Annotated in this window: 16 protein-coding genes; 14 read left to right on the top strand and 2 right to left on the bottom strand. The window is 40.4% G+C overall.

Annotated elements, in window-relative coordinates; genetic code table 11:
• The first annotated feature begins 43 nt into the window (after positions 1–43).
• From E4T92_RS04055 to E4T92_RS04020, 7 genes are all read left to right on the top strand, one after another.
• Positions 44–445 carry a DoxX family protein gene (locus tag E4T92_RS04055; RefSeq protein ID WP_135093552.1) on the top strand — a complete coding sequence of 134 codons (402 nt, stop codon included), beginning with the start codon at positions 44–46 and terminating at the stop codon, positions 443–445.
• 187 nt (positions 446–632) lie between these two features.
• Complete coding sequence (gene purH / locus E4T92_RS04050) at positions 633–2231, top strand: bifunctional phosphoribosylaminoimidazolecarboxamide formyltransferase/IMP cyclohydrolase (protein ID WP_135093551.1); 1599 nt, start codon at positions 633–635, stop codon at positions 2229–2231.
• Positions 2232–2805: 574 nt separating this feature from the next.
• Positions 2806–4095 (top strand): phosphoribosylamine--glycine ligase, encoded by a 1290-nt coding sequence (purD, locus tag E4T92_RS04040; RefSeq protein ID WP_135093550.1) that lies wholly within the window; start codon positions 2806–2808, stop codon positions 4093–4095.
• Positions 4096–4227: 132 nt separating this feature from the next.
• The gene (gene glyA, locus E4T92_RS04035) at positions 4228–5493 is read left to right on the top strand and encodes a serine hydroxymethyltransferase (RefSeq protein WP_135093549.1); all 1266 of its coding nucleotides are present in this window, start codon (positions 4228–4230) and stop codon (positions 5491–5493) included.
• A 236-nt stretch (positions 5494–5729) separates the two neighbouring features.
• On the top strand, positions 5730–6746 hold the full coding sequence (locus E4T92_RS04030; protein WP_135093548.1) for a Fe(3+) ABC transporter substrate-binding protein: 1017 nt from the start codon (positions 5730–5732) through the stop codon (positions 6744–6746).
• Positions 6747–6928: 182 nt separating this feature from the next.
• Positions 6929–8578, top strand: a complete 1650-nt coding sequence (locus tag E4T92_RS04025; protein ID WP_135093547.1) for an iron ABC transporter permease — start codon at positions 6929–6931, stop codon at positions 8576–8578.
• Positions 8579–9607 (top strand): ABC transporter ATP-binding protein, encoded by a 1029-nt coding sequence (locus E4T92_RS04020; protein ID WP_135093546.1) that lies wholly within the window; start codon positions 8579–8581, stop codon positions 9605–9607.
• Between the two features lie 270 nt (positions 9608–9877).
• Here E4T92_RS04020 and E4T92_RS04015 read toward each other — a convergent pair whose 3' ends face one another.
• Positions 9878–10501 (bottom strand): FKBP-type peptidyl-prolyl cis-trans isomerase, encoded by a 624-nt coding sequence (locus E4T92_RS04015; protein ID WP_135093545.1) that lies wholly within the window; start codon positions 10499–10501, stop codon positions 9878–9880.
• Positions 10502–10521: 20 nt separating this feature from the next.
• Positions 10522–11391 (bottom strand): archaetidylserine decarboxylase, encoded by an 870-nt coding sequence (gene asd / locus E4T92_RS04010; protein ID WP_135093544.1) that lies wholly within the window; start codon positions 11389–11391, stop codon positions 10522–10524.
• A gap of 196 nt (positions 11392–11587) precedes the next feature.
• Here asd and tatA point away from each other — a divergent pair, with 196 nt between their 5' ends.
• From tatA to rimM, 7 genes are all read left to right on the top strand, one after another.
• The gene (gene tatA / locus E4T92_RS04005; RefSeq protein WP_167754003.1) at positions 11588–11818 is read left to right on the top strand and encodes a twin-arginine translocase TatA/TatE family subunit; all 231 of its coding nucleotides are present in this window, start codon (positions 11588–11590) and stop codon (positions 11816–11818) included.
• 3 nt (positions 11819–11821) lie between these two features.
• Positions 11822–12376 carry a Sec-independent protein translocase protein TatB gene (gene tatB, locus E4T92_RS04000; protein ID WP_135093543.1) on the top strand — a complete coding sequence of 185 codons (555 nt, stop codon included), beginning with the start codon at positions 11822–11824 and terminating at the stop codon, positions 12374–12376.
• A 9-nt stretch (positions 12377–12385) separates the two neighbouring features.
• The gene (gene tatC, locus E4T92_RS03995) at positions 12386–13156 is read left to right on the top strand and encodes a twin-arginine translocase subunit TatC (protein ID WP_135093542.1); all 771 of its coding nucleotides are present in this window, start codon (positions 12386–12388) and stop codon (positions 13154–13156) included.
• A 55-nt stretch (positions 13157–13211) separates the two neighbouring features.
• The gene (hemB, locus tag E4T92_RS03990) at positions 13212–14234 is read left to right on the top strand and encodes a porphobilinogen synthase (protein WP_135093541.1); all 1023 of its coding nucleotides are present in this window, start codon (positions 13212–13214) and stop codon (positions 14232–14234) included.
• A gap of 223 nt (positions 14235–14457) precedes the next feature.
• Positions 14458–15807, top strand: a complete 1350-nt coding sequence (gene gdhA / locus E4T92_RS03985) for an NADP-specific glutamate dehydrogenase (RefSeq protein WP_077542412.1) — start codon at positions 14458–14460, stop codon at positions 15805–15807.
• Between the two features lie 234 nt (positions 15808–16041).
• Positions 16042–16290: a 30S ribosomal protein S16 gene (rpsP, locus tag E4T92_RS03980; protein ID WP_018356451.1), complete on the top strand. Its 249-nt coding sequence runs from the start codon at positions 16042–16044 to the stop codon at positions 16288–16290.
• Between the two features lie 30 nt (positions 16291–16320).
• Positions 16321–16848, top strand: coding sequence for a ribosome maturation factor RimM (gene rimM / locus E4T92_RS03975; RefSeq protein ID WP_077542411.1), 528 nt, complete (start codon positions 16321–16323; stop codon positions 16846–16848).
• The last annotated feature ends 38 nt before the right edge of the window (positions 16849–16886 follow it).

Genomic DNA, 16886 nt, shown 5'->3' with positions numbered 1-16886 from the left:
TGATTTGCGCAATTTTTCATTTATTTTTAAACAAGGAAACTTTATGAACAATCTTGAAAAATTTCGTCCTTATGCTTTGGCGTTATTACGTGTTGTTGCCGCTTATATGTTTATTCTGCATGGCACTGCTAAATTTTGGGAATTTCCTATTTCGATGACAGGTGGTAATGGTGCGGTTGCCGACCCACTAATGATTGTCGGAGGGGTGATTGAAATTGTCGGCGGTATTCTAGTGTTGTTAGGTCTATTTACCCGCCTTGCAGCCTTTATTTTATCTGGGCAAATGGCGTATGCTTACTTCTTTATGCATGCGGCGAAAGGGGGATTATTCTTCCCACTCGCAAATGGTGGCGAACTGGCGTTGCTTTATTCTGTTGTTTTCTTCTATTTTGTTTTTGCAGGTGCCGGAGCATTGGCATTAGACAATAAATTTAAGAAAAACTAATAGTTAGATTTTATCGTTTTCTTCCTCAGATTGCCCACGTAACGTGGGCTTTTCTCTAAAATGCTTTCTGTTTTGACCGCACTTTCTCTTTCAACTGATTTTCTTGAATCTTTTCTATATTTACGCAACCGTTTGCGTTATAATCTGCGCGCTTATTTTTTTAACCTATTTATGAAAGGAAAATGTAATGACAGATCGTCCTATTCGTCAGGCTTTATTAAGTGTTTCAGATAAAACCGGTATCGTGGAATTTGCCCAAGGGCTTGTGCAACGTGGCGTAAAATTGCTTTCAACCGGCGGTACGGCAAAACTCTTAGAACAAAATGGTTTGTCTGTGACGGAGGTCTCTGAGTATACGGGATTTCCTGAGATGATGGATGGTCGTGTGAAAACCTTGCATCCGAAAGTACATGGTGGAATTTTGGGGCGTCGTGGAACGGATGATGTCGTCATGCAACAGCATGGTATTGAAGGCATTGATATGGTGGTGGTCAATTTATATCCCTTTGCACAAACCGTTGCAAAGCCGGATTGCACGTTGGAAGATGCGGTGGAAAATATTGATATTGGCGGCCCGACTATGGTGCGTTCTGCTGCGAAAAACCACAAAGATGTTGCTATTGTTGTGAATAATAAGGATTTTAATGCAATCCTATCGGAAATGGATCAACATCAAAATAGCTTAACGCAGGAAACCCGTTTTGATCTTGCTATCAAAGCCTTTGAACATACCGCACAGTATGATTCAATGATTGCCAATTATTTCGGTCAGCTTGTTAAGCCTTATCATGTGGCAGCTGAAGAGGATTTAGAGGCGAAGTGCGGTCAATTTCCACGGACGTTAAACCTAAATTTTGTGCGAAAACAAACCATGCGATATGGTGAAAACGCTCACCAAAATGCGGCGTTTTATGTGGATCTTAACGTGAAAGAAGCGAGCGTAGCAACGGCGACACAATTACAAGGCAAGGCTCTTTCTTATAACAATATTGCTGATACTGATGCTGCCCTTGAATGTGTGAAAGAATTTGATGAGCCCGCTTGTGTGATTGTGAAACACGCTAATCCGTGTGGCGTGGCATTAGGAAAAGATATTTTGGAAGCTTACAATCGTGCTTATCAAACCGATCCGACTTCCGCTTTTGGTGGAATCATCGCCTTTAACCGTGAACTGGACGAAAAAACCGCGACTGAAATTGTAGAACGCCAATTTGTGGAAGTGATTATTGCACCGAAAGTATCAGCAGAAGCTATCGAGGTGGTAAAACGCAAGAAAAATGTTCGATTGCTTGAATGCGGAGAATGGCAAGAACGTACTCAGCGTTTAGACTTCAAACGTGTAAATGGCGGTTTATTGGTACAAGATGCGGATTTAGGCATGGTCGGTTTGGACGATTTAAAAGTAGTGAGCAAACGTCAACCGACGGAACAGGAACTCAAAGATTTATTATTCTGCTGGAAAGTAGCGAAGTTCGTGAAATCCAATGCGATTGTCTACGCCAAAAATAACCAAACCATCGGCATTGGCGCAGGCCAAATGAGCCGTGTTTATTCCGCTAAAATTGCAGGTATTAAAGCGCAGGACGAAGGGTTAGAAGTTTCAGGGTGTGTCATGGCATCCGATGCTTTCTTCCCATTCCGTGACGGCATTGATGCCGCGGCAAAAGTGGGAATCCAATGTGTGATCCATCCGGGTGGTTCAATGCGTGATCAGGAAGTGATTGATGCGGCGGATGAGCATGGGATGGTGATGGTGTTGACTGGGATGAGACATTTTAGGCACTAAATATGATGGTATTTCGCTCTTTCAATTTTTGAAAGAGCGAGTTCATTTTCTTTGCTTGCCCAAAGAAAACGAACCAAAAGAAAAGGCACCCCGCTTTTCCTTATTTCCTTTGCCTCATTGGATTTGCTTCACAGAAATTTTCTGAACTCGCTACGCTCAAACAGACGAAAATTTCCTACAAATTCAATTCAGCAAAGGCGGAAAAGAAGGGAACCGATTTGTTCTTTTTTGATTTAAAGTGCGGTTAAAATTTTAGATATTCTTATATCTTAAAAATATTGTCAAAACTAACCGCACTTTTCAAATGATGTGCCGATTAATTCGGGGCCCCATATAAATCGCCTTTGCGACTTGGCATTTTTAGCTAAATTTGTACTGTTTGAGCGTAGCGAGTTTACAAATTTAGCGTTAAGAAAATGACAATAAAGCAAAGATTAGTGATTTAACTGGGGCGTGTTTTCTTTGCCTACTTTCTTTTACAAGAGTAAAAGAAAGTAGGTCGCTTTCAGGCGAAACCCGAATAAAATCAAAAAACACTTTTGACAACCACAACATAAACATTATAAGGATCATCATGAATATTTTAATCATCGGAAACGGCGGTCGTGAACACGCGCTTGCTTGGAAAGCGGCTCAATCTCCACTAGCCAAAAAAGTTTTTGTCGCACCCGGCAACGCAGGAACGGCACTGGAAAGCAACATTGAAAACGTTAATATTGCTGTTACTGATATTCCGGCACTTGTTAAATTCGGGCAAGATAATCAAATCGACTTAACCATTGTTGGCCCTGAAGCACCCTTAGTTATTGGTGTGGTGGATGCATTTCGTGCCGCCGGATTAAAAATTTTCGGGCCAACACAAGCCGCAGCGCAATTAGAGGGGTCGAAAGCGTTTACTAAAGATTTCCTGGCTCGCCACAAAATCCCAACAGCAGAATATCAAAATTTCACAGAGGTAGAACAGGCATTAGCATATTTGAGGGAAAAAGGCGCGCCGATTGTCGTGAAAGCAGATGGTTTGGCTGCCGGTAAAGGCGTGATTGTCGCGATGACATTACAAGAAGCGGAAGCGGCGGTACGTGATATGTTATCGGGCAATGCCTTTGGTGAGGCGGGTAGCCGAGTAGTGATCGAAGAGTTTTTAGCGGGTGAAGAAGCCAGTTTTATTGTGATGGTGGATGGCAAAAATGTTGAACCGATGGCAACCAGTCAAGATCATAAACGCGTGGGTGAGAACGATACTGGGTTGAATACAGGTGGAATGGGCGCTTATTCACCTGCACCGGTGGTGACACCAGAGATTCACGATCGCATTATGCAGGAAGTCATTTATCCGACTGTGAACGGCATGGCGGCGGAAGGGAATGTTTACACCGGTTTCTTATATGCCGGTTTAATGATTATGCCGAACGGCCAACCGAAAGTGATCGAATTTAACTGCCGTTTTGGTGATCCGGAAACCCAACCAATTATGTTGCGTTTAGAGTCCGATCTGGTTGAGCTTTGTCTTAAAGCTTGTGAAGGCAAGTTAGATGAAATTCAATCCCAATGGAATCCAAAGGCTTCCTTGGGCATTGTATTAGCGGCGGAAGGCTATCCGGGTGATTATCGTAAAGGCGATGAAATTATCGGTTTGCCGCAAAGTGCGGTCGAAAATGAAAAAGTTTTCTTAGCTGGCGTAGAGGCCAAAGAGGGGAAATTACTGACCAATGGCGGTCGTGTATTATGTGCCACAGCCTTAGGCGATAGCGTATTTGAAGCACAACAAAAAGCCCTGAAAATCGCAGAACAAATCCAATGGATCGGTCGTTTTTATCGCCGTGATATTGGTTATCGTGCGGTTCAGCGTGAGCAGGAAAAATAAAAGGAAAATGACTGCACTTTTCTTATGAATCTTTTTCATTTCTTAGATGAAAAAATATGTACTAAATTTTAATTAAGTTTAAATCAATAAGCGGTTACACTATAGATCGCAATCACATAACAGGAGAACACAATGTTTACTAAAAATATGAATATCGCTGACTACGATCCGGTATTATGGCAAGCGATTCAAGATGAAAACCGCCGTCAGGAAGAACATATCGAATTAATTGCGTCTGAAAACTATGCTAGCCCGCGTGTCATGGAGGCGCAAGGGTGTCAATTTACCAATAAATATGCGGAAGGCTACCCGGGCAAGCGTTATTATGGCGGCTGTGAATATGCGGACATTGTGGAACAACTCGCTATTGATCGTGCAAAAGAGTTATTCGGTGCCGATTATGTGAATGTTCAACCGCACTCAGGCTCTCAAGCCAATGCGGCAGTGTACGGTGCATTAATTAATGCAGGCGATACTATCCTAGGAATGGACTTGGCTCATGGTGGTCATTTAACACACGGTGCAAAAGTGAGTTTCTCAGGTAAAATTTATAACTCGGTGCTTTACGGTATCACTGCGGATGGTTTGATTGATTACGAAGATGTGCGCCAAAAAGCATTGGAATCTAAACCAAAGATGATTGTAGCCGGTTTCTCTGCTTACTCTCAGGTAGTTGATTGGGCGAAGATGCGTGAAATTGCCGATGAAGTTGGGGCATATTTATTTGTGGATATGGCACACGTCGCAGGATTAGTTGCTGCGGGATTATATCCAAATCCATTACCGCACGCCCATGTCGTGACTACAACGACCCATAAAACCCTTGGCGGTCCACGTGGCGGTTTAATTCTTTCTTCTTGCGGTGATGAAGAAATCTATAAAAAATTACAATCCTCCGTATTCCCGGCGAATCAAGGTGGCCCGTTAGTTCACATAATTGCAGCAAAAGCGGTATGTTTTAAAGAAGCTTTAGAGCCGGAATACAAAGTGTATCAAGCCAATGTGTTGAAAAATGCGAAGGCAATGGTAGAAGTATTTAAACAACGTGGTTTTGATGTGGTATCAAAGGGTACGGAAAATCACTTGTTCTTGGTGAGTTTCATTAAACAAGGCTTAACCGGTAAAGCGGCTGATGCGGCATTAGGTAAAGCAAACATCACTGTGAATAAAAACTCGGTGCCAAATGATCCGCAAAAACCATTTGTGACTTCGGGGATTCGAGTGGGAACGCCATCAGTAACCCGTCGTGGCTTTAATGAACAAGATTGCCGTGATTTAGCCGGTTGGATGTGTGATATTTTAGATGTACTTGGCAAAGAAAACGAAGAACAAGTGATTGAAGCGACAAAAGAAAAAGTATTAGCAATTTGTAAACGTCTTCCGGTTTATCCTGCTTAATATTTATGGGACAGATGTATGCTAGCGGCGGTGAATATCGCCGCTTATTTTTTATATGGGGAAAGTAAGGGATAAATAATCGATTGTCGTACATTTTATATAAAGATACATCAATATCTTATAGGAAAAAAACATATCTACAAATAAGAATAATTATTATTGACGAGAAATGGATAACCTTTTAAAATCCCAACATCTCAATACTCTGTCAATCTCTTTCCTATGGAGGAAGCCTAATGAAAAAATCTTTTGCAACATTTGCCTTATCGCTTTCCGCAGTATTTTCTACTTCTGCATTTGCCACAAGTGAAGTGAATGTTTATTCTTACCGCCAACCGTACCTCATTGAACCAATGCTTAAGGATTTTGAAAAAGAAACCGGTATTAAGGTAAATGTGATTTTCGCTGATAAGGGTTTGGTTGAACGAGTCAAGCAGGAAGGTGAATTAAGTCCAGCTGATGTGTTATTGACAGTGGATATTTCACGCGTGATGCAAATTGTGAATGAAGGTTTAGCACAACCTTTTACCTCTAAGGTCTTAGATGAAAATATTCCTGCACAATATCGTGATTCTGATGGTAAATGGTATGGTTTAACGACTCGTGCACGAGTGATTTATTCATCTAAAGATCGGGTAGGGAAGTTACCTGGTGATTTTAACTATTTAGATTTAGCCAAACCTGAATTTAAAGGTAAAGTATGCGTACGTTCAGGCAAAAATTCCTATAATGTTTCGCTTTTTGCGTCAATGATTGAACATTACGGTGAAGAAAAAACTAAAGCCTTTTTAGAAGGTTTAAAAGCGAATCTTGCTCAAAAACCGCAAGGAGGTGACCGTGATCAAGTGAAAGCAATTAAAGAGGGTGTTTGCGATTATTCACTAGGTAACAGCTATTACTACGGTAAAATGTTAGATGATGAGAAACAAAAAGCTTGGGCAGAATCTGCAGTGATTAATTTCCCAGCAGGTAAACACGGTACGCATGTTAATATCAGCGGAGTTGCACTCGCAAAATATGCACCAAATAAAGAAAACGCAGTAAAACTTGTGGAGTATTTAAGCGGTGAAAAAGCTCAAAAACTTTATGCGCAGCTCAATCATGAGTATCCGGTAAAACCGGGTGTTGAACCTTCCGAATTGGTTAAAGGTTGGGGAACATTCACGCCGGATACCTTAAAATTGGAAACTATCGCAAAAAATTATGAGAAAGCCTTGAAATTAGTTGATGAAGTGAAATTTGATGAATTTTAATTATTAGGTTTTCTTGATTAAATAGAACGAGCTTTTAACAAAGAATAAGGAATCATCCAAAGCTTTGTTACAGCTCGTTTTTAATGTCTAAAATAATTATTCTCAATAAAATATAGTTTTGATGTGCGAATTATGTTATCTCGGATGATTAAATCTACGGCTTGTATGGGAAAAGAGTTTAAATGACCCGTAACTTACTTTGGAAATTTTTTGCGATTTTGACCGCACTTTTTATCCTATTACCGTTGTTGGCAATTGCTTACCATGCGATGGACGGTAAGACAGATAATCTTATTCATCTTTGGAACACCATGCTCGGTCACTATGTGACTAACTCTATATTATTAGTACTTGGTACTGTCGCATTGGCATTATTTTTTGCTCTTCCCTCAGCATGGTTGGTGGCAAATTTTCAGTTTTGGGGACAACGTTCATTACAGTGGTTGCTTTGCTTGCCTCTTGCCATGCCTGCTTACTTAATCGCTTATCTTTATACGGATTTACTTGATTATTCGGGGGCGTTTCAGTCATTATTACGCAATCTTTTCGGCTGGCAAACGCCACAGGACTATTGGTTTCCTCAAATTAGGACGCTTTACGGTGCTTGTTTTGTTCTTGCCTTAGTGCTATATCCTTATATTTTTCTCCTTGTGCGGGTCGCGTTTTTAGAGCAATCAGAAAATTTGCAGCATAGTGCTAAAATGCTTGGTGCATCACCTTTCCAAATTTTTCGTCGCGTGACTTTTCCACTTATTCGTCCAGCCATTGCGGTAGGAATGGCATTGGTCGCCATGGAAACCTTGGGAGATTTTGGTACTGTCGCCTATTTTGCTCTCCCTACGTTGACAACCGCAATCTACGATTCATGGCTGAGTTTTCACGATCTTGGTACGGCAAGCCGTATCTCAATCTTTATGTTGCTGATGATTTTTCTGTTTATCAGCCTTGAACAATATAGTCGTCGAAAGCAGAAAAGCTATCAACGTGGTTATGAAAAGAAAACCCATTTTAGAACGCTGACAGGATGGCGTTGTGGCTTAGCGTTGGTATGGTGCTGGAGTCTATTGGCGATGGCATTTTTTATTCCGTTTGGACGATTGATTTTTTGGTCGATAGACTATTTTGAACAGTCGTGGAATTTAGATTTTGTCAAGTTTGCCTTAAATAGTTTAAAGGTATCCTCTATTGCGGCTATGGCTACGGTATGTATAGCTCTTTTGTTGCACTTTGCTCATCGACTATCTCGAAATACGCCATTTTTTGGCAAAATGACTCAGCTTTCACTTGCCCTATCCAGCTTTGGCTATGCTATTCCCGGTACAGTGTTGGCTATTGGTTTGCTTTCTCCTCTTACTTTTGCTGATCATCAACTACATAGTCTACTCAAATCTTTGGAACTAAAACCTGTTGGACTGATTTTCTCCGGTTCGGTATTTGCGTTAGTGTTGGCTTATACTATTCGTTTTTTAGCCATGGCAATCGGGAGTCTAGGGGCTTGCTTAGAAAGAATTTCTCCCACACTAGATATGGCAAGCCAAACAATGGGTAAAAGTGGGGTGATAATGTTTAAGCGTATTCATATTCCATTGATTTTTAAGGGAATGATTACGGCAACTTTAATGGTCTTTATTGAAAGCATGAAAGAGCTCAATGCCTCATTGTTACTTCGACCTTTCAATTTTGATACGCTTGCCACTTATGTGTTTACTTTTACTTCGGACGAGCAGTTAGAACGGGCAGCGATGCCTGCAATTGTCTTGGTATTGGTAGGGCTGATTCCTGTGATTTGGCTCACTCGTTCACTGATTTCTCAATCACAAAAAGAGCGTTAAATGAAATTACTTGAAGTGCAGCAACTGAGCTGCAAGTTTGAACAAAATCAGATTTTAAAATCTCTTAATCTTGATGTTGAAGAAAATGAGATTGTTTGTTTACTCGGTGCAAGCGGCTGTGGTAAGACAACCTTACTCAAAGCGATAGCCGGTTTAATTCCGACTTCCCAAGGCATGGTAAAACTGTCAGGTAAGGTGATTAACTCAATACCTGTGGAACAACGCAAAATCGGTTTAATTTTTCAAGATTATGCCCTTTTTCCACATTTAACTGTTGCGGAAAATATCCAATTTGGGTTGAGTCAATTGACAAAAAATGAACAGAAAAGCGTGACTCAACAAATGTTGAGCGTAGTGAAATTAGAAGGCTTTGAACAACGCTTCCCACACGAATTATCCGGTGGGCAGCAACAGCGGGTAGCTATCGCTAGAGCTTTAGCTTGCAAACCTGAATTGCTTTTGTTGGACGAGCCTTTTTCTAATATTGACAGCCAAACGCGCTATGCGATGATCCAAGAAATTAAGCAAATTTTGAGAAATCAAAAAGTACCGGCAATTTTTGTGACGCATAGTAAGGAAGAAGCTTTTGCTTTTGCGGATAAAATTGCCGTCATGGATCAAGGAAAAATTGTACAAATCGCTACGCCAACTCAGCTTTACCACAACCCTATCAACCACTTTGTCGCAGATTTTCTCGGGAGTACAAATTACCTTAATTGTGAAATTCAAGCTGACAGAAGCCTTAAAAGCCCGATTGGTACTTACCACCTTTTTCCTGAAATGGACTATACCGCAGGCTGTTATCAATGGTTACTTCGCCCAGAACAAATTTTGCTCAAACTTGAACAAACAGGGAAAGGAACAGTAATTGATAAACTTTTTTTAGGGCAGTACTACCGTTATCAAATTGCTATTAACGGCATTAGTCTTATTGCTTATGAAAGTACAGATTTGCCTTTACAATCTACCGTGAGTGTCACTTTTCAATGTCAGGAATTTGTATTTTTCCCATTCAATAGTGGGGAATAAGGGTTTTCTTTGTGCTAAAGTATAAAATTTATCTAGAAGATCATTCCGATAATGACTAACAATAAGGGACAAATATTTCTATAAACATGGGAATTTAATAGCGCTTATTTAAGCTTAACGAGGAATCAAGATTATCTGTTCATAATGGATTGATGAAGTATCATAAAACGATGTTTATTAAAGATTTTTTTAAATAAAAAATAGTTGATCGTAAATTCACGATCAACTATTTTGTTTACTATGTCAAGTATCAGTTGTAGTTTAACTAGACTAAAGAATATCTAATAATTCTACTTCAAATACAAGAGTAGAGAATGGAGGGATAGAAGCACCTGCGCCACGTTCACCGTAGGCTAATTCGTGTGGAATGGTGAGTTTCCATTTAGATCCTACCGGCATCATTTGTAATGCTTCAACCCAGCCGCGAATTACACCATTTACCGGAAATTCTGCAGGTTGACCACGTGATACGGAACTGTCGAATACAGTGCCGTTTGGTAATGTACCGGTATAGTGAACACGCACTTTATCGGTGGCTGACGGTTTTGCGCCCGTACCTTCCGTGATGATTTCATATTGAAGTCCGCTGTCCGTTACGGTTACACCGGCTTTTTTGGCATTTTCCGCTAAAAAGGCTTTGCCTTCTTCTTCAATCACTTTGAATTTAGCCTGTTGTGCTTGTGTCGCTTGTTGTTGAAGTTGTTGTACGGAAAGCATCAACTCGTTGATATCCAAGGCTGGTTGATTATGATTTAACGCATCGAAAATCCCTTTTGCGACTGCTTCAACGGCAATTTCCATTTGGCTGTCTAATAATTGTTGACCGATTTGTAAACCGATACCATAACTGCCTTTTTCAGAAAGACTTTCTAGTTTAATTTGTTCAAAATTCATGCTGTTTTCCTTTGTTAAAATTACTTTTTGTATGCCAAAATTTCACCCATACGAACCGGCTCGCCGACACTGAGATGATCTGCCAATCGTACTTGATTTTCTTGGAATAAATTGATTACGGTAGAGCCAAGTTGGAACCAACCCATTTCTTGACCTTTGGTGAGTTTCACCGCACTTTCACCTTCATAAGTCCAGGTTTTCACTTCATTATGACGTGGCGGATTAATTACTCCCGCCCAAGTTGTCCCAATACTTGCAGTGACAGTGGCGCCGACTAAAATTTGTACCATCGTGCCAAATTCCGTATCAAACACACAAATCACCCGCTCGTTACGGGCAAATAAATTCGGCACGTGTTGGGCTAAAAACGGATTGACCGAAAATAAATCGCCGGGAACATAAATCATTTTACGGAGTGTACCATCGCAAGGCATATGCACACGGTGATAATCTCTGGGTGAAAGATAGGTGGTGGTAAACTCGCCATTTTTAAAGGTTTCGATTAATTCTTTATCCTCTGCCAATAAATCCTCTAAACGGAAAAAATGCCCTTTGGCTTGTAATAAACGGTCATCATCAATATAACCACATTCACTAATACGGCCGTCTGCCGGTAGGCAAAGTGTGGTCGGATTTTGGTTAATTGGGCGAGCGTTGTCTTTTAACGGACGAATAAAAAATTCGTTGAAACTTTCATATTCATTAAATTGCTCTTTTTGCGCAATACTCATATCAATGTTGTATTTTTTCGCAAAGACTTTGATAGCAAGATGAGTGATTTTGCCCCATTTTTGCTTCGCAAACCAACCGGCAAACTGGGTTAAATAAAGTTGAGGCATCACGTATTGAAAAGCAACTTTTAAACGTTGCCAATAAGAAATTGAATGCATATTTATCTTTCCTTATAAAATTGAGCGCTGATTATAACAATTTTTCTCATTCTTCCAACTTTTAAATTCTTATATAAAATCCACCGCACTTGCTATTTTGCGTGAGAAAATAATTCGCTTTGGCTATTGTTCAATGAGGTCAAAAAGAGTATATTCAGCCCAAATTTTTTATTCTTATTAGAAAGGGAGTTTTATTATGTTTGGTTTATCTCCGGCACAAATGATTATCTTGTTAGTGGTGATTTTATTGGTTTTTGGTACGAAAAAATTGAGAAATGCAGGGGCTGATCTTGGTGCGGCAGTAAAAGGTTTCAAAAAGGCGATGCAAGATGATGAGCCAAAAGCCAAAGATGCGGAATTTAAATCTATTGATAATAATAGCGAAACGGTGAAAACTGAAACAACAAAAGAAAAAGAACAGGCATAAACCGTGTTTGATATTGGTTTTTCCGAACTTGTTTTGTTAATGATAGTAGGCTTAGTGGTGCTAGGCCCTAAACGTTTGCCGCTTGCAATCAGAACCGTGATGGGGTGGGTGAAGACCATCCGCGGGTTAGCTGCCAATGTTCAAAATGAATTAAAACAAGAACTAAAATTGCAAGAATTACAGGATAGCATTAAGAAAGCGGAATCCCTGAATTTACAGACTCTTTCGCCTGAGTTAAGTAAAACCGTTGAAGAGTTAAAGGCGCAGGCAGATAAAATGCGTAGCGAGTTAGAGTCAAAAGCTGCAGCCGCGGGGACAACGGTGGAAGAACAGATCAAAGAGCTAAAAAGTGCGGCTGAAAATATTAAGCCGGACGAAAATACGGTTTCAAGAGATATGTTAACAAAGAATGAATGCGTAGAAACTGATGAAAAAACGCTTTCAGATCTGACCGCACTTGAACCTCATGAACAAGCAGAATTAACCGAGCGCTTGTCTGATTATTATCCACCGGATGATACGGACGATGTTGCCCCGGCACCAAAATCCCAATCATAGAGAGTTTTTATGAATCACGTGGATGAATCTCAACCTCTTATTACCCATCTCGTTGAACTAAGAAACCGCTTATTGCGTTGTGTGATTTGTATTGCGGTGATCTTTGTTGGTTTGGTGTATTTTTCTAATGATATTTATCATTTCGTTGCTTCTCCCTTAACAGAGGTGATGCCGAAAGGTGCAACGATGATTGCAACGAATATTCAAACCCCTTTTTTCACACCGATTAAATTGACGGCAATTGTTTCTGTGTTTATTTCGGTACCTTATTTGCTTTATCAAATTTGGGCATTTGTTGCTCCAGCGCTGTATCAACATGAAAAGCGAATGATTTATCCTCTGCTGTTTTCCAGTACAATTTTATTTTACTGCGGTGTGGCATTTGCCTACTATGTAGTGTTTCCCTTTGTTTTCGGTTTCTTCACACAAACTGCCCCGGAAGGCGTGGCGATCGCAACAGATATTAGTAGCTACCTCGATTTTGCTTTAGCTTTATTTCTTGCCTTTGGGGTATGTTTTGAAGTACCGATTGCAATTATTTTGCTTTGTTGGACGGGGGTTACTACAGTAAAAGCCCTTGCAGAAAAACGCCCTTATATTATTGTCGCCGCATTTTTTATCGGAATGATTCTGACACCGCCTGATGTGTTTTCTCAAACATTACTTGCAGTGCCAATGTGGTTATTGTTTGAAGTGGGTTTATTAGTTGCACGTTTCTATCAACCAAAGGATGATTCTGAAGAAAGTGCGGTTAAAAATTCGAAAGAAAAAACGGAATAACAAATGGGGCATAGGCCCCTTTCTCGTCATAAATAGTCAGTAAAAGGATAACAATATGACCCAACAAATTTTTACAGGATTTCCAACCCGTCGTTTACGCCGTTTACGTAAACATGATTTCAGTCGCCGCTTGGTCGCTGAAAACAAACTTACAGCGGATGATTTAATTTATCCGGTGTTTATTTTAGAAGGTGAAAATTATCGTGAAGCGGTTCCTTCTATGCCGGGCGTGGAACGTTTAACTATTGATCAATTATTAATTGAAGCCGAACTTTTGGTGAAATATGGTGTGCCGGTGATTTCGCTTTTTCCTGTGATTGAACAAAACAAGAAAACCTTAATGGCAGAAGAAGCCTATAATCCGAACGGTTTGGTGCAACGTGCTGTAAAAGCCTTAAAAGCGGCGTATCCGGAATTAGGTGTGCTAACGGATGTGGCACTTGATCCTTATACTATTCATGGGCAAGACGGTATTATTGATGAACAAGGTTATGTGTTAAATGACATGACAACCGATGTTTTGGTGAAGCAGGCACTTTCTCATGCGGAGGCTGGGGCTGATATTGTTGCACCAAGTGATATGATGGACGGACGTATTGGGCGTATTCGTCAAGCATTAGAAGAAAAAGGTTTCATTAACACACAAATTATAGCGTATTCCGCAAAATATGCTTCAAATTACTATGGGCCTTTCCGTGATGCTGTAGGATCTTCAGGTAATCTCAAAGGCGGTGATAAGAAAACCTACCAACTTGATCCGGCAAATGGCGATGAAGGCTTGCAAGAAGTAGCGCTTGATTTACAGGAAGGGGCGGATATGGTGATGGTAAAACCGGGAATGCCTTACTTGGATATGGTTTATCGTGTGAAAAAATATTTCGGCGTGCCAACCTTTGCTTATCAAGTATCCGGTGAATATGCCATGCATATGGCGGCAATTCAAAATGGTTGGTTAAAAGAAAGGGAATGTATTATGGAATCCCTTCTTTGTTTTAAACGAGCCGGTGCAGATGGTATTTTGACTTATTTTGCCAAACAAGTGGCAGAGTGGCTGTACTTGGAAAGTAAAAATAAATAGTTTTTTATGTAAAAATGGGATTTTATCACTAAAATTAAATTTTATTTAATAAAATCGAGAGAATATTAGATATTTTCTCGATTTTTGTTTTTTATTCATTTTTTCCTTAAAAAAATCATTGCAATATTAAACGAGTCATTGCATATTGTGTGCCAACCGTTAGCAAACGGTTGCTCATAATAAAACAAACACATAAACATCAAAATTAAGAAGGAAACACAGTATGTCAGCAGTCTCATCTTTAGACGAGTTTTTAGCAAAAGTCGCACAGCGTGATGGTCATCAACCTGAATTTTTACAAGCGGTTCGTGAAGTTTTCACTTCTATTTGGCCGTTTTTGGAAGCCAATCCAAAATATCGTTCTGAAGCTTTATTAGAACGTTTAGTCGAACCGGAGCGTGCATTTCAATTCCGTGTAGCTTGGGTGGATGACAAGGGGCAAGTCCAAGTAAACCGTGCATTCCGTGTACAATTTAATAGTGCGATTGGGCCATACAAAGGAGGGATGCGTTTTCACCCGTCCGTGAACCTTTCAATCTTAAAATTTTTAGGCTTTGAACAAATTTTCAAAAATGCGCTAACTACCTTACCGATGGGGGGAGGCAAAGGCGGATCGGATTTTGATCCTAAAGGGAAATCTGATGCAGAAGTGATGCGTTTCTGTCAGGCATTAATGGCGGAATTATATCGTCATATCGGGGCGGATACGGATGTACCGGCCGGTGATATCGGTGTGGGCGGTCGTGAAGTGGGTTACCTTGCCGGTTATATGAAAAAATTATCAAATCAAGCCGCCTGTGTTTTCACCGGTCGTGGCTTATCTTTCGGAGGGAGTTTAATCCGTCCGGAAGCGACAGGTTACGGATTGGTTTACTTTGCACAAGCGATGTTAGCCGAAAAAGGGGATAGTTTCGCAGGTAAAGTGGTTTCTGTTTCAGGCTCAGGAAATGTGGCGCAGTATGCTATCGAAAAAGCCCTTGCTTTAGGTGCTAAGGTCGTTACTTGTTCCGATTCTTCTGGCTATGTTTACGATCCTGAAGGTTTTACATCTGAAAAATTAGCCGCACTTTTAGACATTAAAAACGTTAAACGTGGTCGCGTAAAAGATTATGCGGCACTGTTTGGTTTGCAATATGTAGAAGGTAAACGCCCTTGGGAAGTGAAAGTGGATATTGCTCTTCCTTGTGCTACTCAAAACGAACTTGAGATCGATGATGCAAAAGCATTGATTGCAAATGGCGTTAAATTAGTCGCAGAGGGGGCGAATATGCCAACTTCTATTGAAGCAACCGATGCGTTTTTAGAAGCCGGTGTATTATTCGGCCCGGGTAAAGCGGCGAATGCAGGTGGGGTAGCGACTTCAGGTTTAGAAATGGCACAGAGCTCACAACGTTTATATTGGACAGCGGAAGAAGTGGATGCAAAATTGCATCGCATTATGTTGGATATTCACGCAAACTGTAAAAAATATGGCACGGTAGAAGGTCAAGAGAACATCAATTATGTGGTAGGGGCAAATGTTGCCGGTTTCGTGAAAGTAGCTGATGCGATGTTGGCACAAGGCGTTTATTAATTTCTATTTTTAAAAACATTGAATAAATTGACCGCACTTTTTATTAAAGTGCGGTCAATTTGTCTGCAAAATTTCCTCTTTTCCTAACGCTGTTTTATCTTGCCTTTTTGTTCAAAAAGTGTAAAATCTTCGGGCTTTTTGTCTATATATACAGAGAAAAAAGTAAGCTATATTTTTAAGTGACTTTCGAGCTTAGAAATATTCTTTTAGTAATCAAATAATTAGAGGAAGGTTATGGTAACCATTCGTTTATCTCGTGGCGGAGCTAAAAAACGCCCTTTTTATCAAATCGTCGTCGCTGACAGCCGTTCACCACGTGACGGTCGTTTTATTGAGCGTGTAGGCTTTTTCAATCCAATTGCACAGGGTAATGCTGAACGTCTTCGCATTGACTTAGACCGTGTAAATCACTGGGTAGGTCAAGGTGCTTCACTCTCTGATCGCGTTGCCTGTTTGGTAAAAGAAGCTCAAAAAGCCGCTTAATTCGCTTTTGAGTAGAGATAGGTGAAGAATATGGAACAACAACGTATTGAAGTTGTGGGCAAATTGGGCTCAACCTATGGTATCCGTGGGTGGTTACGTATTTATTCATCAACCGAATATGCTGAAAGCATTTTTGACTACCAACCTTGGTTTTTAAAAATCAAAGGTGAATGGCAACCAATAGAACTTGAAAATTGGCGTCATCATAATCACGAGCTGATTGTAAAGCTAAAAGGTACGGATGATCGTGAAGCAGCCCAAGTTTTAGCAAATGTTGAGATTGGTGTGGATCTCTCCGTATTTCCTGAATTGGAAGAAGGCGATTATTACTGGCATGATTTAATTGGTTGCTCAGTGGTCAATCTTCAAGGCTATACGATGGGAACAGTCACTGAAATGATGGAAACCGGTTCAAATGATGTGTTGGTCGTCAAAGCTGGTAGCAAAGATGCTTTTGGAAAACAAGAGCGGTTAATTCCGTTTTTGTATGAACAAGTAGTTAAAAGAGTCGATCTCACCACAAAAACCATTGAAGTGGATTGGGACGCTGGTTTCTAATCTCAGGTATGCTCGAACGTAATGTCGTCGGTTTTAAA

The sequence above is a fragment of the Pasteurella sp. WM03 genome, assembly GCF_004570945.1.
Taxonomy (GTDB): Bacteria; Pseudomonadota; Gammaproteobacteria; order Enterobacterales; family Pasteurellaceae; genus Rodentibacter.
This window is presented reverse-complemented; position numbering and strand designations above follow the sequence as displayed.